We start from the raw sequence: 22,612 nt of genomic DNA, 5'->3' as shown, positions 1-22,612 counted from the left end.
CCACAGCAGCACATCAGCGAACGAGGAGCGAATTCATGGCCGGCAGCAACCACGGACACACCCCGGCCGCCTGGACCGGTGTCACCATCTCCATCATCGGCTTCTGCGTCGCAGGCGTCTTCATGGTGGCGGCCGACCCCCTGGGCGTCGTCGCCGGCCTGGCGATCATCCCCATCGGCGGTCTCGTCGGCCTCGGCATGCGGGCCGCGGGCCTCGGCGGGGTCAAGGAGTCCGACGCGGCGAAGCAGGCCCGCGTCGAGGCCGGGCTGGCGGCCCTGAACCGGGTCGAGGGCGACGGGCGCGCCGAGGAGCACTCCGCCGGTCAGCCGCAGCCGTCGGTCCAGGCGAAGCCCGAGCCGGCGAGCCAGACCGCGTAACCGAAGAACCGCACCACGCGTCGAGGCGCGGCCGTCATGACGGCCGCGCCTCGACGCGTGCCGGGGCGGACGGACCTCCCCGGCGACGGCGCGCGTACGGGACCGGGCTGCGCTTTCGCGCCCCCAGGGGAGACAATCACCCGGTGGACGCCATGCCTGTACCCGCCGCGCCGCCCCCGGCACCCGCCCCGGCGACCCGTGCCCGGCGGCTCCTCGCGCCGCTCGGCACGCTCGCCGGTGTCGTCGCCGCCTTCACCTACGTCGGCCTGGTCGACCCCAACGAGAGCGGCCACTACCCCGTCTGCCCGCTGCTCAGCATGACCGGCCTCTACTGCCCCGGCTGCGGCGGACTGCGCAGCGCGCACGCCGTCGCGCACGGTGACCTCGCCAACGCTTTCGGTGCCAACGCGCTCGCCGTCGTCGGGTACGGCGTCTTCGCCGTGGTCTGGCTCGTATGGCTGATTCGCGTCGCTCGGGGAACACGGATCCAGGTCTCGGTGCCACCCTTCTCGGGATGGGCCCTCGGCGCGGTCCTCCTGGCTTTCACCGTGGTGCGGAACCTGCCGTTCGGCTCCTCGCTCGCTCCGTGAAGTCCCAGGTGGCAGGCGGCTCGACCGAAGGATGCGGGCGCTGGGCCCTCCTGCGGATACCATCGACATGGCTGATCCTGATCCATGGCTGAATCCGACACCGTTCCCGGAAGGGGGCCGCTCGCGTGAGTGTGCTCGACGAGATCATCGAAGGCGTACGCGCCGACCTCGCGGAGCGGCAGGCGCGCGTCAGCCTCGACGAGCTCAAGGAGCGCGCGGGCAAGGCGCGGCCGGCCAAGGACGGCGTCGCCGCACTGCGCGGCGAGGGCGTCACGGTGATCTGCGAGGTCAAGCGCTCCAGCCCCTCCAAGGGCGCGCTGGCCGCCATCGCGGACCCCGCCGGACTGGCCGCCGACTACGAGGCGGGCGGCGCGGCCGTCATCTCCGTACTGACCGAGCAGCGCCGCTTCGGCGGCTCGCTCGCCGACCTCGAAGCCGTCCGGGCCAAGGTCGACATCCCCGTGCTGCGCAAGGACTTCATCGTCACGGCGTACCAGCTGTGGGAGGCGCGCGCGTACGGTGCCGACCTCGCCCTGCTGATCGTCGCCGCCCTGGAGCAGCCCGCGCTCGTCTCGCTCATCGAGCGCGCCGAGTCCATCGGACTCACCCCGATCGTCGAGGTGCACGACGAGGACGAGGTGGAGCGCGCGGTCGACGCCGGGGCGCGGATCATCGGCGTCAACGCGCGTGACCTGAAGACGCTGAAGGTCGACCGGGGCACGTTCGAGCGGCTCGCACCCGAGATCCCGGACGGCATCGTCAAGATCGCCGAGTCCGGTGTGCGCGGACCGCACGACCTCATCGCGTACGCCAACGCGGGCGCCGACTCGGTGCTCGTCGGCGAGTCCCTGGTCACCGGGCGCGACCCGAAGTCGGCGGTGGCCGACCTGGTCGCCGCGGGCGCCCACCCGGCGCTGCGGCACGGGCGGAGCTGACCTTCCCCGATGCCTCTCCTCGCCCACTCCGGAAGCCTGGCCGCCGTGCGCGCGCCCCACGCGCCGCTGGCGCGCGGGTGCAGGCCGCGCGGCTGCCGGGCGCCGGCCCGGCGGGTGCACGGACGTCGGGTGCGGTACGTGATCGGTGACGAACCAGGTCAGGTCAACGGGATGCGATGGCGCGGGCCGCGCTCCGGCGAGGCCCTTCCGACCACGATCGTCCCGTAGCCACGCATGGCTCCCCGCCACGCAGCCACGTAGTCCCTCAGCCACGTGCGGCTGTCGGCCACGTACGGCTCCTGGCCACGGCGACACACGTCCGGTCCGGAAGACCCACGCCCTCCCCGGCCCACGCCGGGTGCGGGGCGGCCTCGCTCATGGCGCATACGGTGCATCCACCCGTTGCTTCACGAGGAGATCATCCGTGACATCCGATTCTTCTGGTTCCTCCGTTTCCTCCGGGTTCTTCATCCCCGACCCCGTGGGCCTCAGCCCCAACGCCGAGGGCTACTTCGGCGACTTCGGCGGCAAGTTCATCCCCGAGGCGCTCGTCGCCGCCGTCGACGAGGTCGCGGTCGAGTACGAGAAGGCCAAGGGCGACCCCGCCTTCACCGCCGAGCTGAACGACCTCATGGTCAACTACACCGGCCGCCCCAGCGCGCTGACCGAGGTGCCGCGGTTCGCCGCCGAGGCCGGCGGCGCCCGCGTCTTCCTGAAGAGGGAGGACCTGAACCACACCGGATCCCACAAGATCAACAACGTGCTCGGCCAGGCGCTGCTCACCAAGCGCATGGGCAAGACCCGCGTCATCGCCGAGACCGGCGCCGGACAGCACGGCGTCGCCACCGCGACCGCCTGCGCGCTGTTCGGCCTCGAATGCACCATCTACATGGGCGAGATCGACACCGAGCGCCAGGCGCTCAACGTCGCCCGTATGCGGATGCTCGGCGCCGAGGTCGTGCCGGTGAAATCCGGCAGCCGTACCCTGAAGGACGCCATCAACGAGGCGTTCCGCGACTGGGTCGCCAACGTGGACCGTACGCACTACCTCTTCGGCACCGTCGCCGGACCGCACCCCTTCCCCGCCATGGTGCGCGACTTCCACCGCGTCATCGGTGTCGAGGCACGGCGGCAGATCCTGGAGCGGACGGGCCGGCTGCCCGACGCGGCCGTCGCCTGTGTAGGAGGCGGGTCCAACGCGATCGGCCTCTTCCACGCGTTCCTCGCCGACGCCGCCGTACGGCTGGTGGGCTGCGAGCCCGCAGGTCACGGCATCGCGAGCGGCGAGCACGCCGCGACGCTGAGCGCGGGCGAGCCCGGCATCCTGCACGGTTCGCGGTCCTACGTCCTCCAGGACGAGGAGGGCCAGATCACCGAGCCGTACTCGATCTCCGCCGGACTCGACTACCCGGGCATCGGCCCCGAGCACGCGTATCTGAAGGACAGCGGGCGCGGCGAGTACCGCGCGGTGACCGACGACGACGCCATGCAGGCGCTGCTGCTGCTGTCCCGCACCGAGGGCATCATCCCGGCCATCGAGAGTGCCCACGCGCTCGCCGGTGCGCTGGAGGTCGGCCGCGAGCTGGGGGAGGACGGTCTGATCGTCGTCAACCTCTCCGGGCGCGGCGACAAGGACATGGACACCGCCGCCCGCTACTTCGGGCTGTACGACGGGGAGAGCGCCAAGTGAGCGGGAACATCCAGCTGTTGAGCGACACCCTCGCCGCCGCGAGGAGCGAGGGGCGCGCCGCGCTCATCGCCTATCTGCCCGCCGGATTCCCGACGGTCGACGGTGGCATCGACGCCGTGAAGGCCGTCTTCGACGGCGGCGCCGACATCGTCGAGGTCGGGCTGCCGCACAGCGACCCGGTACTCGACGGGCCCGTCATCCAGACCGCCGACGACATCGCCCTCAAGGGCGGCGTGAAGATCGCGGACGTGATGCGCACGGTCCGCGAGGCGCACGAGGCCACCGGAAAGCCGGTGCTGGTCATGACGTACTGGAATCCGATCGACCGGTACGGCGTCGAGCGGTTCACCGCCGAGCTGGCGGAGGCGGGCGGCGCCGGGTGCATCCTGCCCGACCTGCCCGTGCAGGAGTCCGACGTATGGCGGCAGCACGCCGAGAAGCACGGTCTGGCCACCGTCTTCGTCGTCGCGCCGAGCAGCAAGGACGACCGCCTCGCGAAGATCACCGCCGTGGGCTCCGGATTCGTCTACGCCGCGTCCCTGATGGGCGTCACCGGCACCCGCCAGTCCGTGGGCGCGCAGGCCCAGGACCTGGTGCGGCGGACCCGCGCCACCACCGAGCTGCCGGTGTGCGTCGGGCTCGGGGTGTCCGACGCGGCGCAGGCGGCCGAGGTCGCCGCGTTCGCCGACGGGGTCATCGTCGGCTCGGCCTTCGTCAAGCTGATGCTGGACGCCCCCGACCGCGAGGCGGGGCTGGCGGCGGTCCGCGGGCTCGCCGCCGACCTGGCCGAAGGCGTTCGCAAGCGCTGACGGGTGGGGTAGCTCGTACGGGTGGACCTGGGACCGGGGAGGTGCGTACGCGCCTCCCCGGTTCGTTGCTGAGGCGTGAGCGAGAAGAACCGTGAGGCAAAGAGGAGCGCCCGAGAGCGGCTCCAGGAGCAGCGTGAGCAGGAGAAGAGGCGAGAGCGGCGCAAGCGCACCCTGATCGTCTCGGCGGCGGTGGTGGGCGTGCTGGGCGTGGCGGCGGCGATCGGACTCGTCGCCACCAACGCGAACAAGGACAAGGGCGACAGCGGCGCGGCGGGCCCCGTGCTCGCGCCGTCGGGCGCCCAGGGCAAGGACGAGCTGTCGATCCCGGTGGGCAGGGCGGACGCGCCGTCGACCCTCACCGTGTGGGAGGACTTCCGCTGCCCGGCCTGCGCCCAGTTCGAGAACGCGTTCCGGGACACGATCAAGGAGCTGGAGAGCGCGGGCCAGCTCAAGGTCGACTACCACCTCGCCACGATCATCGACGGCAACATGGGCGGCACCGGCTCGCTGCGCGCGGCCAACGCGGCGGCGTGCGCCCAGGACGTGGGCAAGTTCGCGCCGTACCACGACACGCTCTTCCAGAATCAGCCGCCGGAGCCGGACGACGCCTTCGCCGACAACGCCAAGCTGCTGGAGCTGGCGGGCAAGGTCGACGGCCTGGAGTCGGCCCCCGGCTTCAAGCAGTGCGTCGAGGACGGCAAGCACGACAAATGGGTGGTGAATTCGAACACAGCGTTCCAGAACGGCGGCTTCAGCGGCACGCCGACCGTCCTGCTCAACGGCGAGTCCGTCTTCCCCAAGAAGGGCGGCGAGGACATCAGTCCCGCCAACTTCAAGAGGTGGGTGATGGAAGCCAACAAGGGCAAGCAGCCCGGCACCGCACCGGCGACACCGCCCACCGGCGGCGCGTCCCCCTCCTGATTCGATCCTGAATCCCCCTGAACCCCGCTGAATCCAGCCCCCGCGCGCGCCCCTTTTCGCGCGGGCTCGTTATCCATACGTTGCCGGGCGGGTTGCCGTAGGCCCCGCCCGGCACGGTAGCGTCGGAACCGCCATGGACCTTGCCTATATCCCCAGTCCGTCGAGCGGCGTGATCCACCTCGGACCACTCCCGCTGCGCGGCTATGCGTTCTGCATCATTCTCGGTGTCTTCGTCGCCGTCTGGTACGGCAACAAGCGCTGGATCGCCCGCGGCGGCAAAGCCGGCACCGTGGCGGACATCTCCGTCTGGGCCGTGCCCTTCGGCCTTGTCGGCGGGCGGCTCTACCACGTGATCACGGACTACCAGCTGTACTTCAGCGACGGTAAGAACTGGGTCGACGCCTTCAAGATCTGGGAGGGCGGCCTCGGGATCTGGGGCGCCATCGCCTTCGGTGCCGTCGGCGCGTGGATCGGCTGCCGCCGCCGGGGCATCCCGCTGCCCGCGTACGCCGACGCCATCGCACCCGCGATCGTGCTCGCCCAGGCCATCGGCCGCTGGGGCAACTGGTTCAACCAGGAGCTGTACGGCAAGGCCACCGACCTGCCGTGGGCCGTCAAGATCAGCGAGGGCGTCAACCGCGAGGCGGGCACGTACCACCCGACGTTCCTCTACGAGTCGCTGTGGTGCGTCGGTGTCGCGCTGCTCGTCGTCTGGGCCGACCGCCGCTTCAAGCTCGGCCACGGACGGGCGTTCGCGCTGTACGTCGCCGCGTACTGCGCGGGCCGGGCCTGGATCGAGTACATGCGCGTCGACGAGGCGCACCACGTGCTGGGGCTGCGTCTCAACGTGTGGACCGCGATCATCGTCTTCGTGCTGGCGGTCGTCTACATGGTGGTCTCGGCGCGGATCAGGCCGGGGCGCGAGGAGATCGTCGAGCCGGACCGGGAGACGCTGACCAAGAGCGGCACACCCAAGGACGGCGAGGGCGGCAAGGACGGCGACGCGCAGGACAAGGACGCCGCCGACAAGGTCGAGATCAAGAAGCCGGGCGACGGCGACGACAGCGTCGATGCCGGGGCCGACGCCGGTGCCGGGGGCAGTCCCGACACCGCGGCGGCCAAGAACGTCTGACCGCGCGCACCGCGTACACCGCGCCACGAAAGGGCCGCCGGACCTCCTCAGGGGTCCGGCGGCCCTTTCGCGTACCCGGTTCGCGTACGTGTGCCCGGCTCGGCGCCCGGCTCAGCGGCTCGCGAGGCCGCGCGCGGCCAGGAAGAGCGTGCGGTGCGCCGCCGCCACGATCGCCGCGTCCACGAACCGCCCGTCCGGCAGCGCCAGCGCCCCCGCGTCCCCGGCAGCCGCCTCGACGATCTCGGCGGCCGACTCCACCTCCCGCTCCGTGGGCAGATACGCGCGCTCGATCACCGGCAGCTGACGCGGATGGATCGCCGACCGCCCGAAGAAGCCGAGCGAGCGGCCGTGCGCGCACGAGGCGGCCAGCCCCCCCAGGTCCCGTACGTCCGGGAAGACGGACTGGACGGGCGCCGGCAGCCCGGCGGCCCGCGCCGCCACCACGACGCGGCTGCGCGACCAGTCGAGCCCGGCGTCGCCGCGTACGCCCAGATCGGCGCGGAGGTCCGCCTCGCCGAGCGCGATACCGCGCACGGCGGGATGGGACGTACCGATGGCGTGGGCGTTCTCGACGGCGAGGGCTGATTCGAGCAGCGCGTACAGCGGGACGCCCGGAGCGCCGGCGGCCACCCGGTGGACGTCCGACGCGCGGCCGACCTTCGGCAGCCGTAGCCCGGCCAGTCCCGGGAGCCCGGCCAGGGCGGGGATGTCGTCCTCGCCGGCGATACGGACATGCACGGGCGTGGATCCGGGAGATGCCAGCAGTTCGGCCGTCGCGGCGCGGGCGTACTCCCGGCGGTCGGCGGCCACCGCGTCCTCCAGGTCGACGATCACCGCGTCCGCGCCCGAGGCGAGCGCCTTCTGTACGACGTCGGGCCGGTCGCCGGGCACGTACAGCCAGGTGAGCGGGGCGTGCCCCGGTTCGCGCGCCGGTCCGCCCGTCACAGCGCGCCCTCCGTACGGAGGGCGGCGATCTCCGGCGCCGACAGGCCCAGCGTCTCGGTGAGGACCGCGTCCGTGTCCGCCCCGTGCGGGCGGCCCGCCCAGCGGATGGAGCCGGGGGTCTCGGAGAGCCGGAAGAGCACGTTCTGCATACGGATCGGGCCCAGCTCCGGGTCCGGGACCTCGACGACGCTGTCCAGCGCCCGGTACTGCGGGTCGGCCATGACGTCGCGGATGTCGTAGACGGGCGCGATGGCCGCCTCCGCCTTCTCGAACGCGGCCATCGCGTCCTCGCGCGAGTGCCGCGCGATCCAGGCCCCGACCGCCTCGTCCAGCACGTCGGCGTGCTCCGCCCGCCCGCTGCCGGTGGCGAACCACGGCTCGGCCACCAGCTCCTCCCGGCCCACCAGCCGCATCACCCGCTCGGCGATCGACTGGGCGGAGGTGGAGACGGCGACCCAGGAACCGCAGGCGGTGCGGTAGGTGTTGCGGGGCGCGTTGTTGCGGGAGCGGTTGCCGGTACGGGGCTGTACGTAGCCGAGCTGGTCGTACCAGAGCGGCTGCGGCCCCAGCACCGTCAGGATCGGCTCGATGATCGCCAGATCGACCACCTGGCCCCGGCCCGTCGTCGCCCGGCCGTTCAGCGCGGTCATCACGGCGTACGCGGTGGCCAGCGCGGCGATCGAGTCGGCCAGCCCGAACGGCGGAAGCGTCGGCGGCCCCTCGGGTTCGCCGGTCATCGCGGCGAAGCCGCTCATCGCCTCGGCGAGCGTGCCGAATCCGGGGCGGTGCGAGTACGGGCCGAACTGCCCGAAGCCGGTGACCCGCGCGAGGACCAACCGGGGGTTGACGGCGGAGAGTTCAGCCCAGCCCAGCCCCCATCTCTCCAGCGTGCCCGGACGGAAGTTCTCGACGACCACGTCCGCGTCGGCCGCCAGCCGCAGAAGGAGGTCACGGCCGGGCGGGGTGGCGAGGTCGAGCGTGATGGTGCGCTTGTTGCGGCCCAGGATCTTCCACCAGAGGCCGACGCCGTCCTTCGCGGGCCCGTGCCCGCGCGACGGGTCGGGACGGGTGGGGTGCTCGACCTTGATGACCTCGGCGCCGAAGTCGCCGAGCATCGTGGCGGCGAGAGGCCCGGCGAAGAGGGTGGCGAGATCGAGGACGCGCAGGCCGTGCAGGGGTGGGGGAGCGGCGGTGGGGTCGGTGGAATTCGGTTCGGTGGAATTCGGTTCGGTGGAATTCGGTTCGGTGGCGTTCGGGGCGGTGGTGTTCGGGGCGGTGCGGGGCAGGTCAGGGGTCATGAGGCGGCCTCGTCGATCTCGGAGCGGTACGGCATGGAGGTGGACGCCCCGTGGCGCTGCACGCAGAGCGCGGCGGCGGCCGACGCCCAGCGCGTCGCCTCGGCCATCGGACGGCCCTCGCCGATCGCCACGGACAGCGCGCCGACGAACGTGTCACCGGCGCCCGTCGTGTCCACGGCGGTGACCTTCGGCGCGGGGACGGTCACGGGCTCGGCGCCGTGCGCCGCGTACAGACAGCCCGCCGCGCCCAGGGTGATCACCACCTCGGGAACCTGACGGAGCAGCACCTCGGCCGCCGCGTACGGGTCGGCGACGCCCGCGAGCGCCGCGGCCTCGTGCTCGTTGGGCACCAACAGGTCGGTGGCGGCGAGGAGTTCGGGCGGCAGCGGCTGGACCGGGGCGGGGGTGAGGATGGTCCGTACGCCGTGCCGCCGCGCCGCCCGCGCGCCGTCGAGCACGGCGCTCAGCGGGAGTTCGAGCTGGAGGAGAAGGGAACCGGCGGTAGAGATCAGGGTCTCCTCGCCGGGGCCGAGCGCGGTGAGGGTGCCGTTCGCGCCGGGGACGACGACGATCGCGTTGCCGCCCTCGTCGTCCACGACGATGTGCGCCGTGCCGGAGGGGCCCTCGGCGGTGTGGAGGAGATCGGTGTCCACGCCGGACGAGGTGAGCGTGTGCCGCAGCCGTACGCCGAAATCGTCGGCGCCGACCGCGCCGATCATCGCCACATCACCACCGGCGCGGGCGGCGGCCACGGCCTGGTTGGCGCCCTTGCCACCGGGGACCGTACGGAACTCACGCCCCGTGACGGTCTCGCCGTGCTTCGGGGCCCGTGCGACGTACGCGACGAGGTCCATGTTGGTGCTGCCGAGCACCACGATGCCGGTCATGGGCGGAGAGCCTCCTGGGTGAGTCGGGCGAGTTCGTCGAAACCGATGCCGTCGAATCCGACGACGGACGTGGCGAGCCGGTTCTTCAGCGGAGCCGTCCACCGCTCGGGCAGCCGGTCCGGGTGCCCGGCGAGCAGACCGGCGACGGAACCGGCGGTCGCGCCGTTCGAGTCGGTGTCCCAACCGCCGGACACGGCGCGGCAGATGGAGCCGGCGAAGTCGCCGTCGGCGTGGGTGAGGGCGGCGGCGAGGAGCGCGGCGTTGGGGACGGCGTGGACCCAGTGGTAGTGACCGTGGGCGGCGTGCAGCCGGTCGACGACGGTCTCGAAACTGTGGTGTGCGCGGGCGGTCTCGATGGCGTCGCGCACGGCCCTCGCGAGGCGCGAGCGCGGGGGTACGACGGCGAGGCCCTGCCGGAGGGCGGCGTGCACGTCCGTACCGTCGCTCGCGCCGCCGCCCGCCGCGGCGATGGTGGCCGCGACGAACATCGCGCTGTACACGCCGTTGGCGGTGTGCGTCAGCGCCGCGTCCCGGTACGCCTGGGCGGCGGCCGACGCGGGGTCGCCGGGGTGCGCCCACCCGTGGACGTCGGCGCGGATCGCCGCGCCGATCCACTCCCGGAACGGGTTGTGGTGCCGGGCGGTGTCCGGCGGCTCGATCCCCGACAGCAGATTGCGGTACGCGACCCGCTCGGCGGTGAACGTACGCCCGGCGGGCAGCTGGTCGAGCCAGAGCCGGGCGACGTCGGCGGTGCGGAAGCCGCGGCCGTACCGCTGGATCAACAGCACATTGAGGAGGGGGTAGTTGAGGTCGTCGTCCTCGGGCATGCCGTCGATGTTCTCGGCGAGCGAGTTGGCGGCGGAGCGGCGGTTCCAGGGGTGCGCGGCGGCGAGGTCCGGGGGGAGGCCCCTGGCGGTGAACCAGGTGGTGAGGGGCCAGTTGCCGGTGGCGCGGGCGAGGGCGCGGATGGCGTCGAGTTCGAGCTTCTCGACGGGCTTGCCGAGGAGGCAGCCGGCGGCGCGGCCGAGCCAGGCGGCGTGCAACTGCCGGACGCCGAGGCTTCCCCCGATCCCGCCCCTTCCCGAAACCGGGGGCGGGCCCCCGGGCCCCCGAGGGGTGGTCGCGTCGGAGCGGGGCGTGGGCGGCGCGACTTGTTCCCCGATCCCGCCCCTTCCCGAAACCGGGGGCAGGCCCCCGGGCCCCCGGTGGGTGGTCGCGCCCGGTGGGGCGGGGGGTGTCGGGGGCTGTGCCCCCTGCCCCCAGGGGGAGGCGCCGTCTGTCGGGGCGGGTGGCGCGGTTGCTGGGGGAGACGAGGGCGAACCCTCGAACCCCGGCGGGGTGGTGGGTGGTTCCGGCGGGCCCCCGGGCCCCCGGCGGGTGCTCGCACTCGTCGGGGTGGCGTCGGGGGACGGATTCGAGGGCGGGGAGGCGGGATCCCGCGTTGGCCAGTTGGCGGCGCACGCGTGCACGATCTCCGGGAGGTCCGTCGGTTCGTTCGCCGCCAACGGCGATGGCAGCAGCGCCAGTTCGTCCAGCAGGCGGACAGCCAGGGCGCGTAGTTCGGGGGGCGCCGGTGGGGTGGACGCGCCCGCGCGGGGTGGGGACGGCGGGCCGCCCGAGGTGCGCCAGGTGGTCGCCGGAGCCGACGCGTCGCGGCCGTCCTCCGACGCCTGGCGGAGTTCGTGACCCAGCAGGTCCTCCGGCTGGACCCACGTCATCCGCAACAACTGCTCCGTCATCGCGCCCCCGTCAGCGCACCGAACGCCGATTCGTGGGCGCGCCGGCGCGCCGAGTCGCGGTCGTGGACCTCGTACGCCACCTCCGTCAGCGTCCGCCCCGGGCCGTGCAGGTCGAGGCGGCTCGCCTCCGACACGTGTTTCGACCAGTCCGGCGGGATCGTCGCCTCACCGGACAGCGCACCGGCGACCGCCCCGCTCATGGTGGCGATCGAGTCGCAGTCGCGGCCGTAGTTGACCGAACCGAGCACCGTACGCCGGTAGTCGCCGTCCCCGACGAGCAACATGCCCAGCGCGACGGGCAGTTCCTCGATGGAGTGCAGCCGCGAGGGCCGGCGCGCGCCGAGGGACGGGGCGCGATAGTCGGGGCCCACCGTGTCGAACGGCGCGACGGCCTCCCGCAGCGGACGCAGCGCGGGCTCGAAGTCCTGGTAGCCGACCGCCACTTCGCACACCGCCTCGATCGCGGCGCGCGTCCCGTCCTTGGCCAGCGCCAGGCACGCCTCGACGACGCTCGTCGGCGTCGCCCCCGGCACGCACGCCGCAGCGACCGCCGCCGCGAGGACCCCGGCCGCCTCCCTGCCGTACGAGGACTGGTGCGCGCCTGCGACATCGACGGCCTCCGCGTAAGCCGCCGCCGGATTCGCCGCGTTGACGAGGCCGACCGGCGCCATGTACATCGCAGCGCCGCAGTTGACGATGTTCCCGGTGCCCGCCTCGCGGGGGTCGACGTGCCCGTAGTGGATGCGGGCGACCAGCCACTTCTCGGCGAGGAAGATCCGCTGGAGCGGCAGCGCCTCCGCCTCCAACTCCGGGATCCAGCGCGGCGTGGAGATCAGGTCGGGGACGAGATGATCGGCGACGGCGTACGCGTCGAGGTGGTCGCGGACCGTGTCGTACACCCGGACCAGCGCGTGCGTCAGCAAGGTGTCGTCGGTGACGTGGCCGTCGCCCTTGTGGTACGGGGCGATGGGCCGCGCCGTACGCCAGTCCTCGTTCCACGGGCCGACGATGCCGGAGACCCGGCCGCCGTGCCGGTCCACGATCTGCTCGGGGGTGTAGCCCTCGACGGGACCGCCGAGCGCGTCGCCGACGGCCGCGCCGACGAGGCTGCCGGTGATCCGGTCATCGAGCGAGGGCATGGCGGATGGTGTGGGTGGCGTCATGCCGGAATTGTCCACCCGGGTAGGTCCTGGTGGGGTGAAGCTCGCCGCCCGTGGCGCTACCGGGAGTTGTGGTCCGCCGCCGCGAGCGCGCGCGTCAACAGCCCGGCGAGTTCGACCAGGTCCGTACCCGCGAGGCGGGGCAGAGCGCAGCCCGCCAGGGTGCGGCAGGCGTCACGCCAGGTCGGGGGTACGGTCGCGCCGCCGCTGAGCGCGCCGGTCAGTGCGCCGGCGAGCGCGGGCGCGGAGTCCGCGACGCGCGAGAGGCACGCGGCGGCGGGCACGGCGGCGGAGACGTTTCCGCCGGAGGCGACGGTCAGTGCGAGGGCGACCGGCACGGTCTCGGCCGCCGCGATGCCGTAGCTGTAGACGTGGTCCACGATCTGATGCTCCAGCAGCGGGACGAGCGCGAACGAGCCGGCCGGCTCGTCGGCGAAGTCCCGTGCCAGTTTGACCGCGTGCTGGGCGTTGCGGCCGATCTCCGTGCTGTCCGGCAGCTGTTCGAGCGCGGCGGCGACCGCGGCCTCGGTGCCGCCGCCGCCGAGCGCCGCGGCGACGGCGGCGGCCATCGCGCGTGCGCCGTGCACTCCGTCGCCGTCCTGGGTGTAGCGGGCGTCGAACTCGGCGAGTTCCGCCGCGGCGTGCGGCCGACCCGGATGGACGACCGCCAGCACCACGGCCCGTACGCACGCCGCGTCGTCGAAGTAGTGCGGGTTGTCGTGGCCGGTCGCGGGCGGGCGCAGCCCGGTGGCGAGATTGCCGAGCCCGGCGCGTACGGAGATCCGGGCGCGGAGCGGCAGTACGGCGGACTCCACCTCCGGGGCACGGTCGGCGGCGGCGGCGATCTCGGCGGCGAGGGTGTTCCAGGCGAGGTCGACGGCGGCGCGCGTCCGGCGGTCGGCGGGGAGGCCGACGAAGAGGTCGCCGAAACCGGTGAGCACGGTCTCGGCGGCGAAGGCGGCCCACTCGGCGTCGTCGGACGGACCGAGGCGCAGGGGCTCGGGGGGCTGGTTGAGGGCGATGGGGACGGGGAGGGTGGTGGTGGCGTTCTGCTCGGCGAAGGTGTCGAGTTCGCGGGTGAGCCGCCGGGTCCACTCGGGCATCCGCGCGGCCCGATGCCGCGCGGCGGGCCACCCGGCGGCATCCCCGGCGGCGAGCCCGAGAAGCAGCCCTTCGACCCGATCGCCCTTCGGGGCGAGGCCCGCGCCGGGCGCCTGGGGTTGGGTGACGGCGAGGTGTTCACAACGGGGTACGGCTGCCGCCCCTGCGGCCGGTTCGGCGGTGGTCGCCCTGGGGCGGGCCGGGGGGTGTGCGCGGCGGGTGGGCTCGGTTGCGGGGGTCGGCGGGACCGGGTTCCGCTCGACGCCGACGCTGTCTGCGGCTTCCGGGTAGGCCGGGTTCCGCCCGGCAGTGGCTGCGGCGGCAGGTGTCCCGCGTCCGTCCGCCCGCAGCTCGCCGCCCCCGTCCCCGTACCTGACCTCCGGTGTCCCGCTCATCGTGCCGCCCCCTGTCCCTCGTCGTCCGGTGTCAGCAGGTCGGCGATGTCCAGTACGTGGTAGCCCCGCATCGACGGGAGGCAGCTGCCCCGGACCGGGCCGATTGCCGAGGACCATTCGGTGGGGATCGCTCCGGCTCCGGAGATCGCGCCCGACAGGGCGCCCGCCACCGCCGCCGTGGTGTCCGCGTCGCGGCCCATGTTGACCGCCGTCAGGACCGACGTACGGAAGTCGCCGCGGGCCGAGGCGAACGCGCCGAACGCCAGGCCCACCGCCTCCGGGGCCAGGTCCGTCCACGGGTAGCCGCCGATGACGACCGACGAGCGCACCGCCCGTTCCCTCGTCAGCGTGTCGGGGTACTCGCGGCCCGCCGCCACCACCGCGCGGCGCAGTGAGCGGGCCGTCCAGGAGTCCATCGGGATCGCCGAGAGCGCCGCGGCGACCACCGAGGCCGGGCCCGCGCCCGTCATCGCGGCGGCGACGCCCGCCGCGACCGCCTGGCCGCCGTAGATGCCCTCGCCCTCGTGACTGACCGTGCCGTCGACCGCGACGAGGCGGGCCGCCTCCGCCGGGCGGCCGGCGGCGAAGACGCCGAACGGGGCCGCCCGCATCGCGAGGCCGTCGCTCCAGGCGTGCCGGTGCTGTGCGGTGATCGGGGCGGCGAGGCCCCGGCGCAGATTCTCCAGCGTGCCTCGTTCGCTGAAACCGGCTCCCCGGAAGGGGCCCTCGTCGAGGTCGGCCAGCCAGTGGTGCCAGGCGTTCTCGACATGGGTGACGGTCAGGGCCGAGCCGTGTCTGGCCAGCAGGAGGCCGGAGAAGATCGCGTACTCGGTGTCGTCCGTGCCGGCCGGGTCGTCGGTGACGAAGCCTTCGATACGGCCCCAGCGGCGGCGGATCTCCGAGGGGCGCATGTTCTCGGCCGGGGCGCCCAGCGCGTCGCCGACGGCGAGGCCGAGCAGCGCGCCGCGCGCCCGTTCGCGCAGAGCGGCGACCTCGGAAACGGGGCCGGGAACGGGGCTGGAAACGGGGCCGGAACCGCAGGCGGTCAACTCCATCGCGGGGCCTTTCGCACGCACCGGGCCTGGGCGGGCCCGTCTTTCGCGTATGCCTTCCACGCCGCGCCCCCGGGGAGTCCGACCGGCGTCGCTGTCACCCGTCAGGCCCTTGGTAAGCATGGCTTTCCTTGCTGGCGGGGGCCGCGATTCGTGCGTACTTTCGGACCCGTGGCGGGGTGTCCCGTCACCGGGGAACAGTGGGACCAGCAGGGGAAGGGGACAGCCGTGTCCGTCATGGACAACGAGGCGTCGCTCCACGGAGCGCACCGCGACAATCACACGCACCGCGATGTGAACGGCGGCTGGCTGCGTCCCGCGGTCTTCGGCGCGATGGACGGGCTCGTCTCGAACCTCGCCCTGATGACCGGTGTGGCGGGCGGCGCCGTCGACCGGCAGACCATCGTCATCACCGGTCTCGCGGGCCTGGCGGCCGGTGCCTTCTCGATGGCGGCGGGGGAGTACACCTCCGTGGCGTCCCAGCGCGAGCTGGTCCAGGCCGAGCTGGACGTGGAGCGGCGGGAGCTGCGCAAGTTCCCCAAGGACGAGATGGCGGAGCTGGCCGAGCTGTACGAGTCGCGCGGTGTCGAGCCGGAGCTGGCCCGGCAGGTCGCCGAGCAGCTGTCGCGCGACCCGGAGCTGGCCCTGGAGATCCACGCGCGTGAGGAGCTGGGGGTCGACCCGGACGATCTGCCGTCGCCGATGATCGCCGCCGTGTCGTCGTTCGGCTGCTTCGCGCTGGGCGCGCTGCTGCCGGTCCTGCCGTATCTGCTCGGCGCCACCGCGCTGTGGCCCGCCGTCCTGTTGGCCCTGGCCGGTCTCTTCGCCTGCGGCGCGCTGGTGGCGCGCGTGACGGCGCGCAGCTGGTGGTACAGCGGGCTGCGCCAGCTGCTGCTCGGCGGTACGGCGGCGGCGCTCACCTACGGCCTCGGGACGCTCTTCGGCGCCGCCGTCTGAGCCCGTACGCTTCCTGAGTCCGTACGCTTCCTGAGTCCGTACGTTCCCTGAGCCCGTACGCTCCCTCGGCGGGCGCGTACGCCCCGTACGGCTCCCGAAGACGGACGGCCCACGTGCGACATATTGCGTGGTCGGGGCCGTACCGTCACTGTGGTGACGAACATCCCGCGACCACTCTTCGGCGTTTGCGCCGTCCGGGTGGGACACTATGCATGGCGTCACATATCTAGCCGTTACCCGGTTGTTTCGAACGCTTGAACTCCGGGCATGACCCGTAGGCGCTGCGGGCAAAGAAGCCCGCTCCGCCGTGGTCCGGTGTCCGGCGTTTCCTTCGCCTCTGTTCGCCTCCGATCACCCTCGGTCCACCTTCGCCGCCCGGCTACGGCGGCCACGCACGACGTCCACATGTTGGAATCAGCTTTCCGCTTCCTGAGCAGCCGACCCATCATGTAACCTGCACGAAATTTTGCCCTGGGCCAACGTCGTCCCTCGGTTTATCGCAAATGCCACGACGACGACGGGAGAGCCGATGCGTTTCGACGCCTGGTCGCCCATGGATGGCCGCCCCGCTGCGCAGGGCATGTATGACCCCCGTAACGAGCACGACGCCTGTGGCGTCGGGTTCGTGGCCACCCTGACCGGTGTGCCCGGCCACGAGATGGTCGAGCAGGCGCTGACCGTACTGCGCAATCTCGAACACCGCGGTGCCACCGGCTCCGAGCCCGACTCGGGTGACGGCGCCGGCATACTGCTCCAGATCCCGGACGCCTTCCTGCGCGAGGTCACCGACTTCGACCTGCCCGAGGCCGGCGCGTACGCCGTCGGAATCGCCTTCCTGCCCGCAGAGAACCCGGACGAATACGTCTCACAGATCGAGACGATCGCCGCCGAGGAGGGCATCGACGTCCTCGGCTGGCGTGAGGTGCCGGTCGCCCCGCAGATGCTCGGCGCCATCGCGCGCGCCACGATGCCGGTCTTCCGCCAGCTCTTCGTCGCCGCGTCGACGGACACCGGCGCCCAGGACACCGACGCCCAGGACACCGGCGCCCAGGGCACCGGCGCCCGCACGGGCATCGAACTCGACCGCAAGACGTTCGTGCTGCGCAAGCGCGCCGAGCGTGAGGCCGGGATCTACTTCCCCTCGCTCTCCGCCCGTACGATCGTCTACAAGGGCATGCTGACCACCGGCCAGCTGGAGCCGTTCTTCCCCGACCTCTCCGACCGCCGCTTCGCGACCTCCGTCGCCGTCGTGCACTCGCGCTTCTCCACCAACACCTTCCCGAGCTGGCCGCTCGCCCACCCGTACCGCTTCGTCGCCCACAACGGCGAGATCAACACGGTCAAGGGCAACCGCAACTGGATGAAGGCCCGCGAGTCCCTGCTCGCCTCCGACGTGTTCGGTGACGACCCCCGCACGCTGGAGCGCACCTTCCCGGTCTGCACCCCCGACGCCTCCGACTCGGCGTCCTTCGACGAGGTCCTGGAACTGCTCCACCTCGGCGGCCGGTCGCTGCCGCACTCCGTACTGATGATGGTCCCGGAGGCGTGGGAGAACCACGACTCGATGGACCCCGCCCGGCGCGCCTTCTACCAGTACCACTCCACGATGATGGAGCCCTGGGACGGCCCCGCCTGTGTCACCTTCACCGACGGCGTCCAGGTCGGCGCGGTCCTGGACCGCAACGGACTGCGCCCCGGCCGCTACTGGGTCACCGACGACGGCCTCGTCGTCCTCTCCTCCGAGGTCGGCGTCCTCGACATCGACCCCGCGAAGGTCGTCCGCAAGGGCCGCCTCCAGCCCGGCCGGATGTTCCTCGTCGACACCGCCGAGCACCGGATCATCGAGGACGACGAGATCAAGGCGACGCTCGCCGCCGAGAACCCGTACGAGGAGTGGCTGGAAGCCGGCGAGATCGAGCTGGAGGACCTGCCCGAGCGTGAGCACATCGTGCACACGCACGCCTCCGTCACCCGCCGCCAGCAGACCTTCGGCTACACCGAGGAGGAGCTGCGGATCATCCTCGCCCCGATGGCCCGCACCGGCGGCGAACCGCTCGGCTCCATGGGCACCGACAGCCCGATCGCGGCGCTCTCCGCCCGCCCCCGGCTGCTGTTCGACTACTTCACCCAGCTGTTCGCGCAGGTCACCAACCCGCCGCTGGACGCCATCCGCGAAGAGCTGGTCACCTCGCTGCGCTCCACCCTGGGCCCGGCCGGCAATCTGCTGAAGCCGACCGCCGCGGCCTGCCGCAGCGTCACGCTGCCGTTCCCGGTGATCGACAACGACGAGCTGGCCAAGCTCATACACGTCAACGCCGACGGCGACATGCCGGGCATGACCGCCGCCACGCTCTCCGGCCTCTACCGGGTCGGCGGCGGCGGCGAGGCCCTGGCCGCCCGTATCGAGGAGATCCGCGCCGAGACGGACGCCGCGATCGAGAGCGGCGCGCGGATCATCGTGCTCTCCGACCGGCACTCCGACGCCGAGCACGCGCCCATCCCGTCGCTGCTGCTCACCGCCGCCGTGCACCACCACCTCATCCGTACCAAGCAGCGCACCCAGGTCGGGCTGCTGGTCGAGGCCGGTGACGTACGCGAGGTGCACCACGTCGCGCTGCTGATCGGTTACGGCGCCGCCGCGGTCAACCCGTACCTCGCCATGGAGTCCGTCGAGGACCTGGTCCGCGCCGGCACCTTCATCGAGGGCCTGGAGCCCGAGCAGGCCATCCGCAATCTGATCTACGCCCTCGGCAAGGGCGTCCTGAAGGTCATGTCCAAGATGGGCATCTCCACCGTCGCCTCCTACCGGGGCGCCCAGGTCTTCGAGGCCGTCGGTCTCGACGAGGCCTTCGTGGAGAAGTACTTCAGCGGTACGGCGACCAAGATCGGCGGCGCCGGGCTCGACATCATCGCCCAGGAGGTCGCCGCCCGGCACGCCAAGGGCTACCCGGCCTCCGGCATCTCCGCGTCGCACCGCGCGCTGGACATCGGCGGCGAGTACCAGTGGCGCCGCGAGGGCGAGCCGCACCTGTTCGACCCGGACACGGTCTTCCGGCTCCAGCACGCCACCCGCAACCGCCGCTACGACATCTTCAAGCAGTACACGGACCGGGTGAACGAGCAGTCCGAGCGTCTGATGACGCTGCGCGGACTCTTCAGCTTCGACTCCGGCCGTGAGCCCGTCGCCCTGGACGAGGTCGAGCCCGCCTCCGAGATCGTCAAGCGCTTCTCCACCGGCGCCATGTCGTACGGCTCCATCTCCAAGGAGGCGCACGAGACCCTCGCCATCGCGATGAACCAGCTCGGCGGCAAGTCCAACACCGGCGAGGGTGGTGAGGACGCCGACCGGCTGCACGACCCGGAGCGCCGCTCCTCCATCAAGCAGGTCGCCTCCGGCCGCTTCGGCGTCACCAGCGAATACCTCGTCAACGCCGACGACATCCAGATCAAGATGGCCCAGGGCGCCAAGCCCGGCGAGGGCGGCCAGCTGCCCGGCCACAAGGTCTACCCGTGGGTCGCCAAGACCCGGCACTCCACCCCCGGCGTCGGCCTCATCTCGCCGCCGCCGCACCACGACATCTACTCGATCGAAGACCTCGCCCAGCTCATCCACGACCTGAAGAACGCCAACCCGGCCGCCCGCATCCACGTGAAGCTGGTCTCCGAGGTCGGCGTCGGCACGGTCGCCGCCGGTGTCTCCAAGGCCCACGCCGACGTGGTCCTGATCTCCGGACACGACGGCGGTACGGGCGCCTCGCCGCTCACCTCGCTCAAGCACGCGGGCGGCCCCTGGGAGCTGGGGCTCGCCGAGACCCAGCAGACCCTGCTGCTCAACGGGCTGCGCGACCGCATCGTCGTGCAGACCGACGGCCAGCTCAAGACCGGCCGTGACGTCGTCGTCGCCGCGCTGCTCGGCGCCGAGGAGTTCGGCTTCGCCACCGCGCCGCTCGTCGTCTCCGGCTGCGTCATGATGCGCGTCTGCCACCTCGACACCTGCCCGGTGGGCATCGCCACCCAGAACCCGGTGCTGCGCGAGCGCTTCTCCGGCAAGGCCGAGTACGTCGTCAACTTCTTCGAGTTCATCGCCGAGGAAGTCCGCGAGCTGCTGGCCGAGCTGGGCTTCCGTACGCTCGAAGAGGCCGTCGGCCACGCCGAGTTCCTCAACACCGAGCGGGCCGTGGACCACTGGAAGGCCCAGGGCCTGGAGCTGGCACCGTTGTTCCACGTGCCGATCCTGGGCGCCGGCGCCGTACGCCACCGGACCGTCGAGCAGGACCACGGCCTCGGCAAGGCGCTCGACAACCAGCTGATCAAGCTCGCCGCCGACGCGCTGAACGCCGAGAGCGCCGAGGCCGCCCAGCCGGTCCGCGCGCAGATCGCCATCCGCAACATCAACCGCACCGTCGGCACCATGCTCGGCCACGAGGTGACCAAGAGGTTCGGCGGCGCGGGCCTGCCGGACGACACCATCGACATCACCTTCACCGGCTCGGCCGGCCAGTCCTTCGGCGCCTTCCTGCCCAGCGGGATCACGCTGCGCCTGGAGGGCGACGCCAACGACTACGTCGGCAAGGGCCTGTCCGGCGGCCGGGTCGTCGTCCGCCCCGACCGGGGCGCCGACCATCTCGCCGAGTACTCGACCATCGCGGGCAACACCATCGCCTACGGCGCGACCGGCGGCGAACTGTTCCTGCGCGGCCGGACCGGCGAACGCTTCTGCGTCCGCAACTCCGGTGCCACGGTGGTCTCCGAGGGCGTCGGCGACCACGGCTGCGAGTACATGACCGGCGGCCACGCCGTCGTACTCGGCGAGACGGGACGCAACTTCGCGGCCGGTATGTCCGGCGGCGTCGCGTACGTCATCGACCTCGACCCGGACAACGTCAACGCCGGCAACCTCGGCGCCGTCGAGACCGATTTCTCGGCCGCCGACAAGGAGTGGCTGCACGACGTCGTGCGCCGCCACCACGAGGAGACCGGCTCCACCGTCGCCGAGAAGCTGCTGACCGACTGGGACACCTCCGTGGCCCGCTTCAGCAAAATCATTCCTTCCACCTACAAGGCAGTGCTCGCCGCCAAGGACGCCGCTGAGCTCGCCGGTCTCTCCGAGCAGGAGACCACCGAGAAGATGATGGAGGCGGCGACCAATGGCTGACCCCAAGGGCTTCCTGACCACCGGGCGCGAGACGGCCGAGTCCCGCCCCGTGGAAGAGCGCACGAAGGACTGGAACGAGGTCTACGTTCCCGGCTCGCTGCTCCCGATCATCAGCAAGCAGGCCGGGCGCTGCATGGACTGCGGCATCCCCTTCTGCCACCAGGGGTGTCCGCTCGGCAATCTCATCCCCGAGTGGAACGACTACGCGTACCGCGAGGACTGGACGGCGGCGAGCGAGCGGCTGCACGCCACCAACAACTTCCCGGAGTTCACCGGCCGGCTCTGCCCCGCGCCGTGCGAGTCCGCGTGCGTGCTGGCCATCAACCAGCCCGCCGTCACGATCAAGAACGTCGAGGTCTCCATCATCGACAAGGCGTGGGACAACGGCGACGTCGTTCCGCGTCCCCCGGAGCGCCTGTCCGGCAAGACCGTCGCCGTCATCGGCTCCGGCCCGGCGGGCCTGGCCGCCGCCCAGCAGCTCACCCGGGCCGGCCACACGGTCGCCGTGTACGAGCGCGCCGACCGCATCGGCGGTCTGCTGCGGTACGGCATCCCCGAGTTCAAGATGGAGAAGTCCCACATCAACCGCCGTATCGAGCAGATGCGCGCGGAAGGCACCAAGTTCCGTACGGAGACGGAGATCGGCCGCGACATCGACGCGGCGAAGCTCCGCAGGCGCTACGACGCGGTGGTCATCGCGGCCGGTGCCACCGTCTCGCGCGACCTGCCCGTCCCCGGCCGTGAGCTGAACGGCATCCACTTCGCCATGGAGTACCTGCCGCTCGCCAACAAGGTGCAGGAGGGCGACCTGACGGTCTCCCCGATCACCGCCGAGGGCAAGCACGTCGTCGTCATCGGCGGCGGCGACACCGGCGCGGACTGTGTCGGTACGGCGCACCGCCAGGGCGCGGCCTCCGTCACCCAGCTGGAGATCATGCCCCGGCCGGGCGAGGACCGGGCCCCGAACCAGCCCTGGCCGACCTTCCCGATGCTCTACAAGGTCACCTCCGCGCACGAGGAGGGCGGCGAGCGGATCTACTCCGTCTCCACCACCCACTTCGAGGGCGACGAGCACGGCAACGTCCAGTCGCTGCATCTCACGGAGGTCGAGTTCGCGGACGGCCGTCCGGTGCCGAAGGAGGGCACCGAGCGGACCATCCCCGCCCAGCTGGTCACCCTCGCGATGGGCTTCACCGGCACCGACCGGGCGAACGGCCTGGTCGACCAGTTCGGCCTCGAACTGGACGCGCGCGGCAACATCGCACGGGACGCCGAGTACGCGACCAACGTCGACGGCGTGTACGTTGCCGGGGACGCCGGTCGCGGTCAGTCCCTGATCGTGTGGGCCATCGCCGAAGGCCGTTCGGCGGCGCGCGGCGTCGACCGCTATCTGACCGGAGCGAGCGATCTGCACGCCCCGATCCGCCCGACGGACCGCTCACTCACGGTCTGACGGAGAGAAAAGACGT

Annotated in this window: 17 protein-coding genes and 1 pseudogene; 11 read left to right on the top strand and 7 right to left on the bottom strand. The window is 72.4% G+C overall.

Going from position 1 to position 22,612, the window contains the following annotated elements; genetic code table 11:
* Positions 1 to 35: 35 nt before the first annotated feature.
* The 8 genes and pseudogenes from ACFYNU_RS13800 to lgt form a co-directional block, all read left to right on the top strand.
* Positions 36 to 272, top strand: a pseudogene (locus ACFYNU_RS13800) (HGxxPAAW family protein); the annotation flags it as partial.
* Positions 273 to 529: 257 nt separating this feature from the next.
* Complete coding sequence (locus ACFYNU_RS13795) at positions 530 to 967, top strand: DUF2752 domain-containing protein (RefSeq protein WP_356586174.1); 438 nt, start codon at positions 530 to 532, stop codon at positions 965 to 967.
* Positions 968 to 1,092: 125 nt separating this feature from the next.
* Positions 1,093 to 1,902, top strand: a complete 810-nt coding sequence (gene trpC, locus ACFYNU_RS13790; RefSeq protein ID WP_356585804.1) for an indole-3-glycerol phosphate synthase TrpC — start codon at positions 1,093 to 1,095, stop codon at positions 1,900 to 1,902.
* Between the two features lie 9 nt (positions 1,903 to 1,911).
* On the top strand, positions 1,912 to 2,130 hold the full coding sequence (trpM, locus tag ACFYNU_RS13785) for a tryptophan biosynthesis modulator TrpM (protein WP_356585806.1): 219 nt from the start codon (positions 1,912 to 1,914) through the stop codon (positions 2,128 to 2,130).
* Between the two features lie 196 nt (positions 2,131 to 2,326).
* Positions 2,327 to 3,592, top strand: coding sequence for a tryptophan synthase subunit beta (gene trpB / locus ACFYNU_RS13780; RefSeq protein WP_356585808.1), 1,266 nt, complete (start codon positions 2,327 to 2,329; stop codon positions 3,590 to 3,592).
* Positions 3,589 to 4,401 (top strand): tryptophan synthase subunit alpha, encoded by an 813-nt coding sequence (trpA, locus tag ACFYNU_RS13775; RefSeq protein WP_356585810.1) that lies wholly within the window; start codon positions 3,589 to 3,591, stop codon positions 4,399 to 4,401. The genes trpB and trpA overlap by 4 nt, the downstream gene beginning before the upstream one ends.
* 75 nt (positions 4,402 to 4,476) lie before the next feature.
* Positions 4,477 to 5,322, top strand: a complete 846-nt coding sequence (locus tag ACFYNU_RS13770) for a thioredoxin domain-containing protein (protein WP_356585812.1) — start codon at positions 4,477 to 4,479, stop codon at positions 5,320 to 5,322.
* A gap of 133 nt (positions 5,323 to 5,455) precedes the next feature.
* The gene (gene lgt, locus ACFYNU_RS13765; RefSeq protein ID WP_356585814.1) at positions 5,456 to 6,454 is read left to right on the top strand and encodes a prolipoprotein diacylglyceryl transferase; all 999 of its coding nucleotides are present in this window, start codon (positions 5,456 to 5,458) and stop codon (positions 6,452 to 6,454) included.
* 111 nt (positions 6,455 to 6,565) lie between these two features.
* Here the strand turns inward: lgt and ACFYNU_RS13760 are convergent, their stop codons facing one another.
* Genes ACFYNU_RS13760 through ACFYNU_RS13730 form a run of 7 tightly spaced genes read right to left on the bottom strand, consistent with a single transcriptional unit; the run spans position 6,566 to position 15,034 of the window.
* The gene (locus ACFYNU_RS13760) at positions 6,566 to 7,399 is read right to left on the bottom strand and encodes a CoA ester lyase (protein WP_356585816.1); all 834 of its coding nucleotides are present in this window, start codon (positions 7,397 to 7,399) and stop codon (positions 6,566 to 6,568) included.
* Entirely contained in the window at positions 7,396 to 8,697 is a 1,302-nt protein-coding gene (locus ACFYNU_RS13755; protein WP_356585818.1) for a CoA transferase, read from the bottom strand. The genes ACFYNU_RS13760 and ACFYNU_RS13755 overlap by 4 nt, the downstream gene beginning before the upstream one ends.
* Positions 8,694 to 9,584 (bottom strand): ribokinase, encoded by an 891-nt coding sequence (gene rbsK / locus ACFYNU_RS13750; RefSeq protein WP_356585820.1) that lies wholly within the window; start codon positions 9,582 to 9,584, stop codon positions 8,694 to 8,696. Before rbsK ends, ACFYNU_RS13755 begins: the two co-directional genes overlap by 4 nt.
* Positions 9,581 to 11,323 carry an ADP-ribosylglycohydrolase family protein gene (locus tag ACFYNU_RS13745; RefSeq protein WP_356585822.1) on the bottom strand — a complete coding sequence of 581 codons (1,743 nt, stop codon included), beginning with the start codon at positions 11,321 to 11,323 and terminating at the stop codon, positions 9,581 to 9,583. Before ACFYNU_RS13745 ends, rbsK begins: the two co-directional genes overlap by 4 nt.
* Entirely contained in the window at positions 11,320 to 12,486 is a 1,167-nt protein-coding gene (locus ACFYNU_RS13740; protein ID WP_356585824.1) for an ADP-ribosylglycohydrolase family protein, read from the bottom strand. The genes ACFYNU_RS13745 and ACFYNU_RS13740 overlap by 4 nt, the downstream gene beginning before the upstream one ends.
* A gap of 56 nt (positions 12,487 to 12,542) precedes the next feature.
* Positions 12,543 to 13,979 (bottom strand): ADP-ribosylglycohydrolase family protein, encoded by a 1,437-nt coding sequence (locus ACFYNU_RS13735; RefSeq protein ID WP_356585826.1) that lies wholly within the window; start codon positions 13,977 to 13,979, stop codon positions 12,543 to 12,545.
* Positions 13,976 to 15,034, bottom strand: a complete 1,059-nt coding sequence (locus tag ACFYNU_RS13730; protein ID WP_356585828.1) for an ADP-ribosylglycohydrolase family protein — start codon at positions 15,032 to 15,034, stop codon at positions 13,976 to 13,978. Before ACFYNU_RS13730 ends, ACFYNU_RS13735 begins: the two co-directional genes overlap by 4 nt.
* A gap of 234 nt (positions 15,035 to 15,268) precedes the next feature.
* On the opposite strand from ACFYNU_RS13730, the gene ACFYNU_RS13725 reads away from it, so the two are divergent.
* From ACFYNU_RS13725 to ACFYNU_RS13715, 3 genes are all read left to right on the top strand, one after another.
* Positions 15,269 to 15,988 (top strand): VIT1/CCC1 transporter family protein, encoded by a 720-nt coding sequence (locus ACFYNU_RS13725; protein ID WP_388766181.1) that lies wholly within the window; start codon positions 15,269 to 15,271, stop codon positions 15,986 to 15,988.
* Between the two features lie 529 nt (positions 15,989 to 16,517).
* Entirely contained in the window at positions 16,518 to 21,143 is a 4,626-nt protein-coding gene (gene gltB / locus ACFYNU_RS13720; protein ID WP_356585832.1) for a glutamate synthase large subunit, read from the top strand.
* Positions 21,136 to 22,596 (top strand): glutamate synthase subunit beta, encoded by a 1,461-nt coding sequence (locus ACFYNU_RS13715; protein ID WP_356585834.1) that lies wholly within the window; start codon positions 21,136 to 21,138, stop codon positions 22,594 to 22,596. Before gltB ends, ACFYNU_RS13715 begins: the two co-directional genes overlap by 8 nt.
* Positions 22,597 to 22,612: the final 16 nt, after the last annotated feature.

The organism is Streptomyces sp. NPDC006643, assembly GCF_042870175.1.
In the GTDB taxonomy this organism is placed as follows: Bacteria; Actinomycetota; Actinomycetes; order Streptomycetales; family Streptomycetaceae; genus Streptomyces.
This window is presented reverse-complemented; position numbering and strand designations above follow the sequence as displayed.

Excerpts from the sequence above, each read along its gene's own strand:
- trpM (WP_356585806.1), top strand. The coding sequence starts at position 1,912 with ATGCCTCTCCTCGCCCACTCCGGAAGCCTGGCCGCCGTGCGCGCGCCC.
- lgt (WP_356585814.1), top strand. The coding sequence starts at position 5,456 with ATGGACCTTGCCTATATCCCCAGTCCGTCGAGCGGCGTGATCCACCTC.
- gltB (WP_356585832.1), top strand. The coding sequence starts at position 16,518 with ATGCGTTTCGACGCCTGGTCGCCCATGGATGGCCGCCCCGCTGCGCAG.
- ACFYNU_RS13715 (WP_356585834.1), top strand. The coding sequence starts at position 21,136 with ATGGCTGACCCCAAGGGCTTCCTGACCACCGGGCGCGAGACGGCCGAG.
- ACFYNU_RS13725 (WP_388766181.1), top strand. The coding sequence starts at position 15,269 with ATGGACAACGAGGCGTCGCTCCACGGAGCGCACCGCGACAATCACACG.
- ACFYNU_RS13795 (WP_356586174.1), top strand. The coding sequence starts at position 530 with ATGCCTGTACCCGCCGCGCCGCCCCCGGCACCCGCCCCGGCGACCCGT.
- ACFYNU_RS13740 (WP_356585824.1), bottom strand. The coding sequence starts at position 12,486 with ATGACGCCACCCACACCATCCGCCATGCCCTCGCTCGATGACCGGATC.
- ACFYNU_RS13730 (WP_356585828.1), bottom strand. The coding sequence starts at position 15,034 with ATGGAGTTGACCGCCTGCGGTTCCGGCCCCGTTTCCAGCCCCGTTCCC.
- ACFYNU_RS13755 (WP_356585818.1), bottom strand. The coding sequence starts at position 8,697 with ATGACCCCTGACCTGCCCCGCACCGCCCCGAACACCACCGCCCCGAAC.
- rbsK (WP_356585820.1), bottom strand. The coding sequence starts at position 9,584 with ATGACCGGCATCGTGGTGCTCGGCAGCACCAACATGGACCTCGTCGCG.
- ACFYNU_RS13745 (WP_356585822.1), bottom strand. The coding sequence starts at position 11,323 with ATGACGGAGCAGTTGTTGCGGATGACGTGGGTCCAGCCGGAGGACCTG.
- ACFYNU_RS13735 (WP_356585826.1), bottom strand. The coding sequence starts at position 13,979 with ATGAGCGGGACACCGGAGGTCAGGTACGGGGACGGGGGCGGCGAGCTG.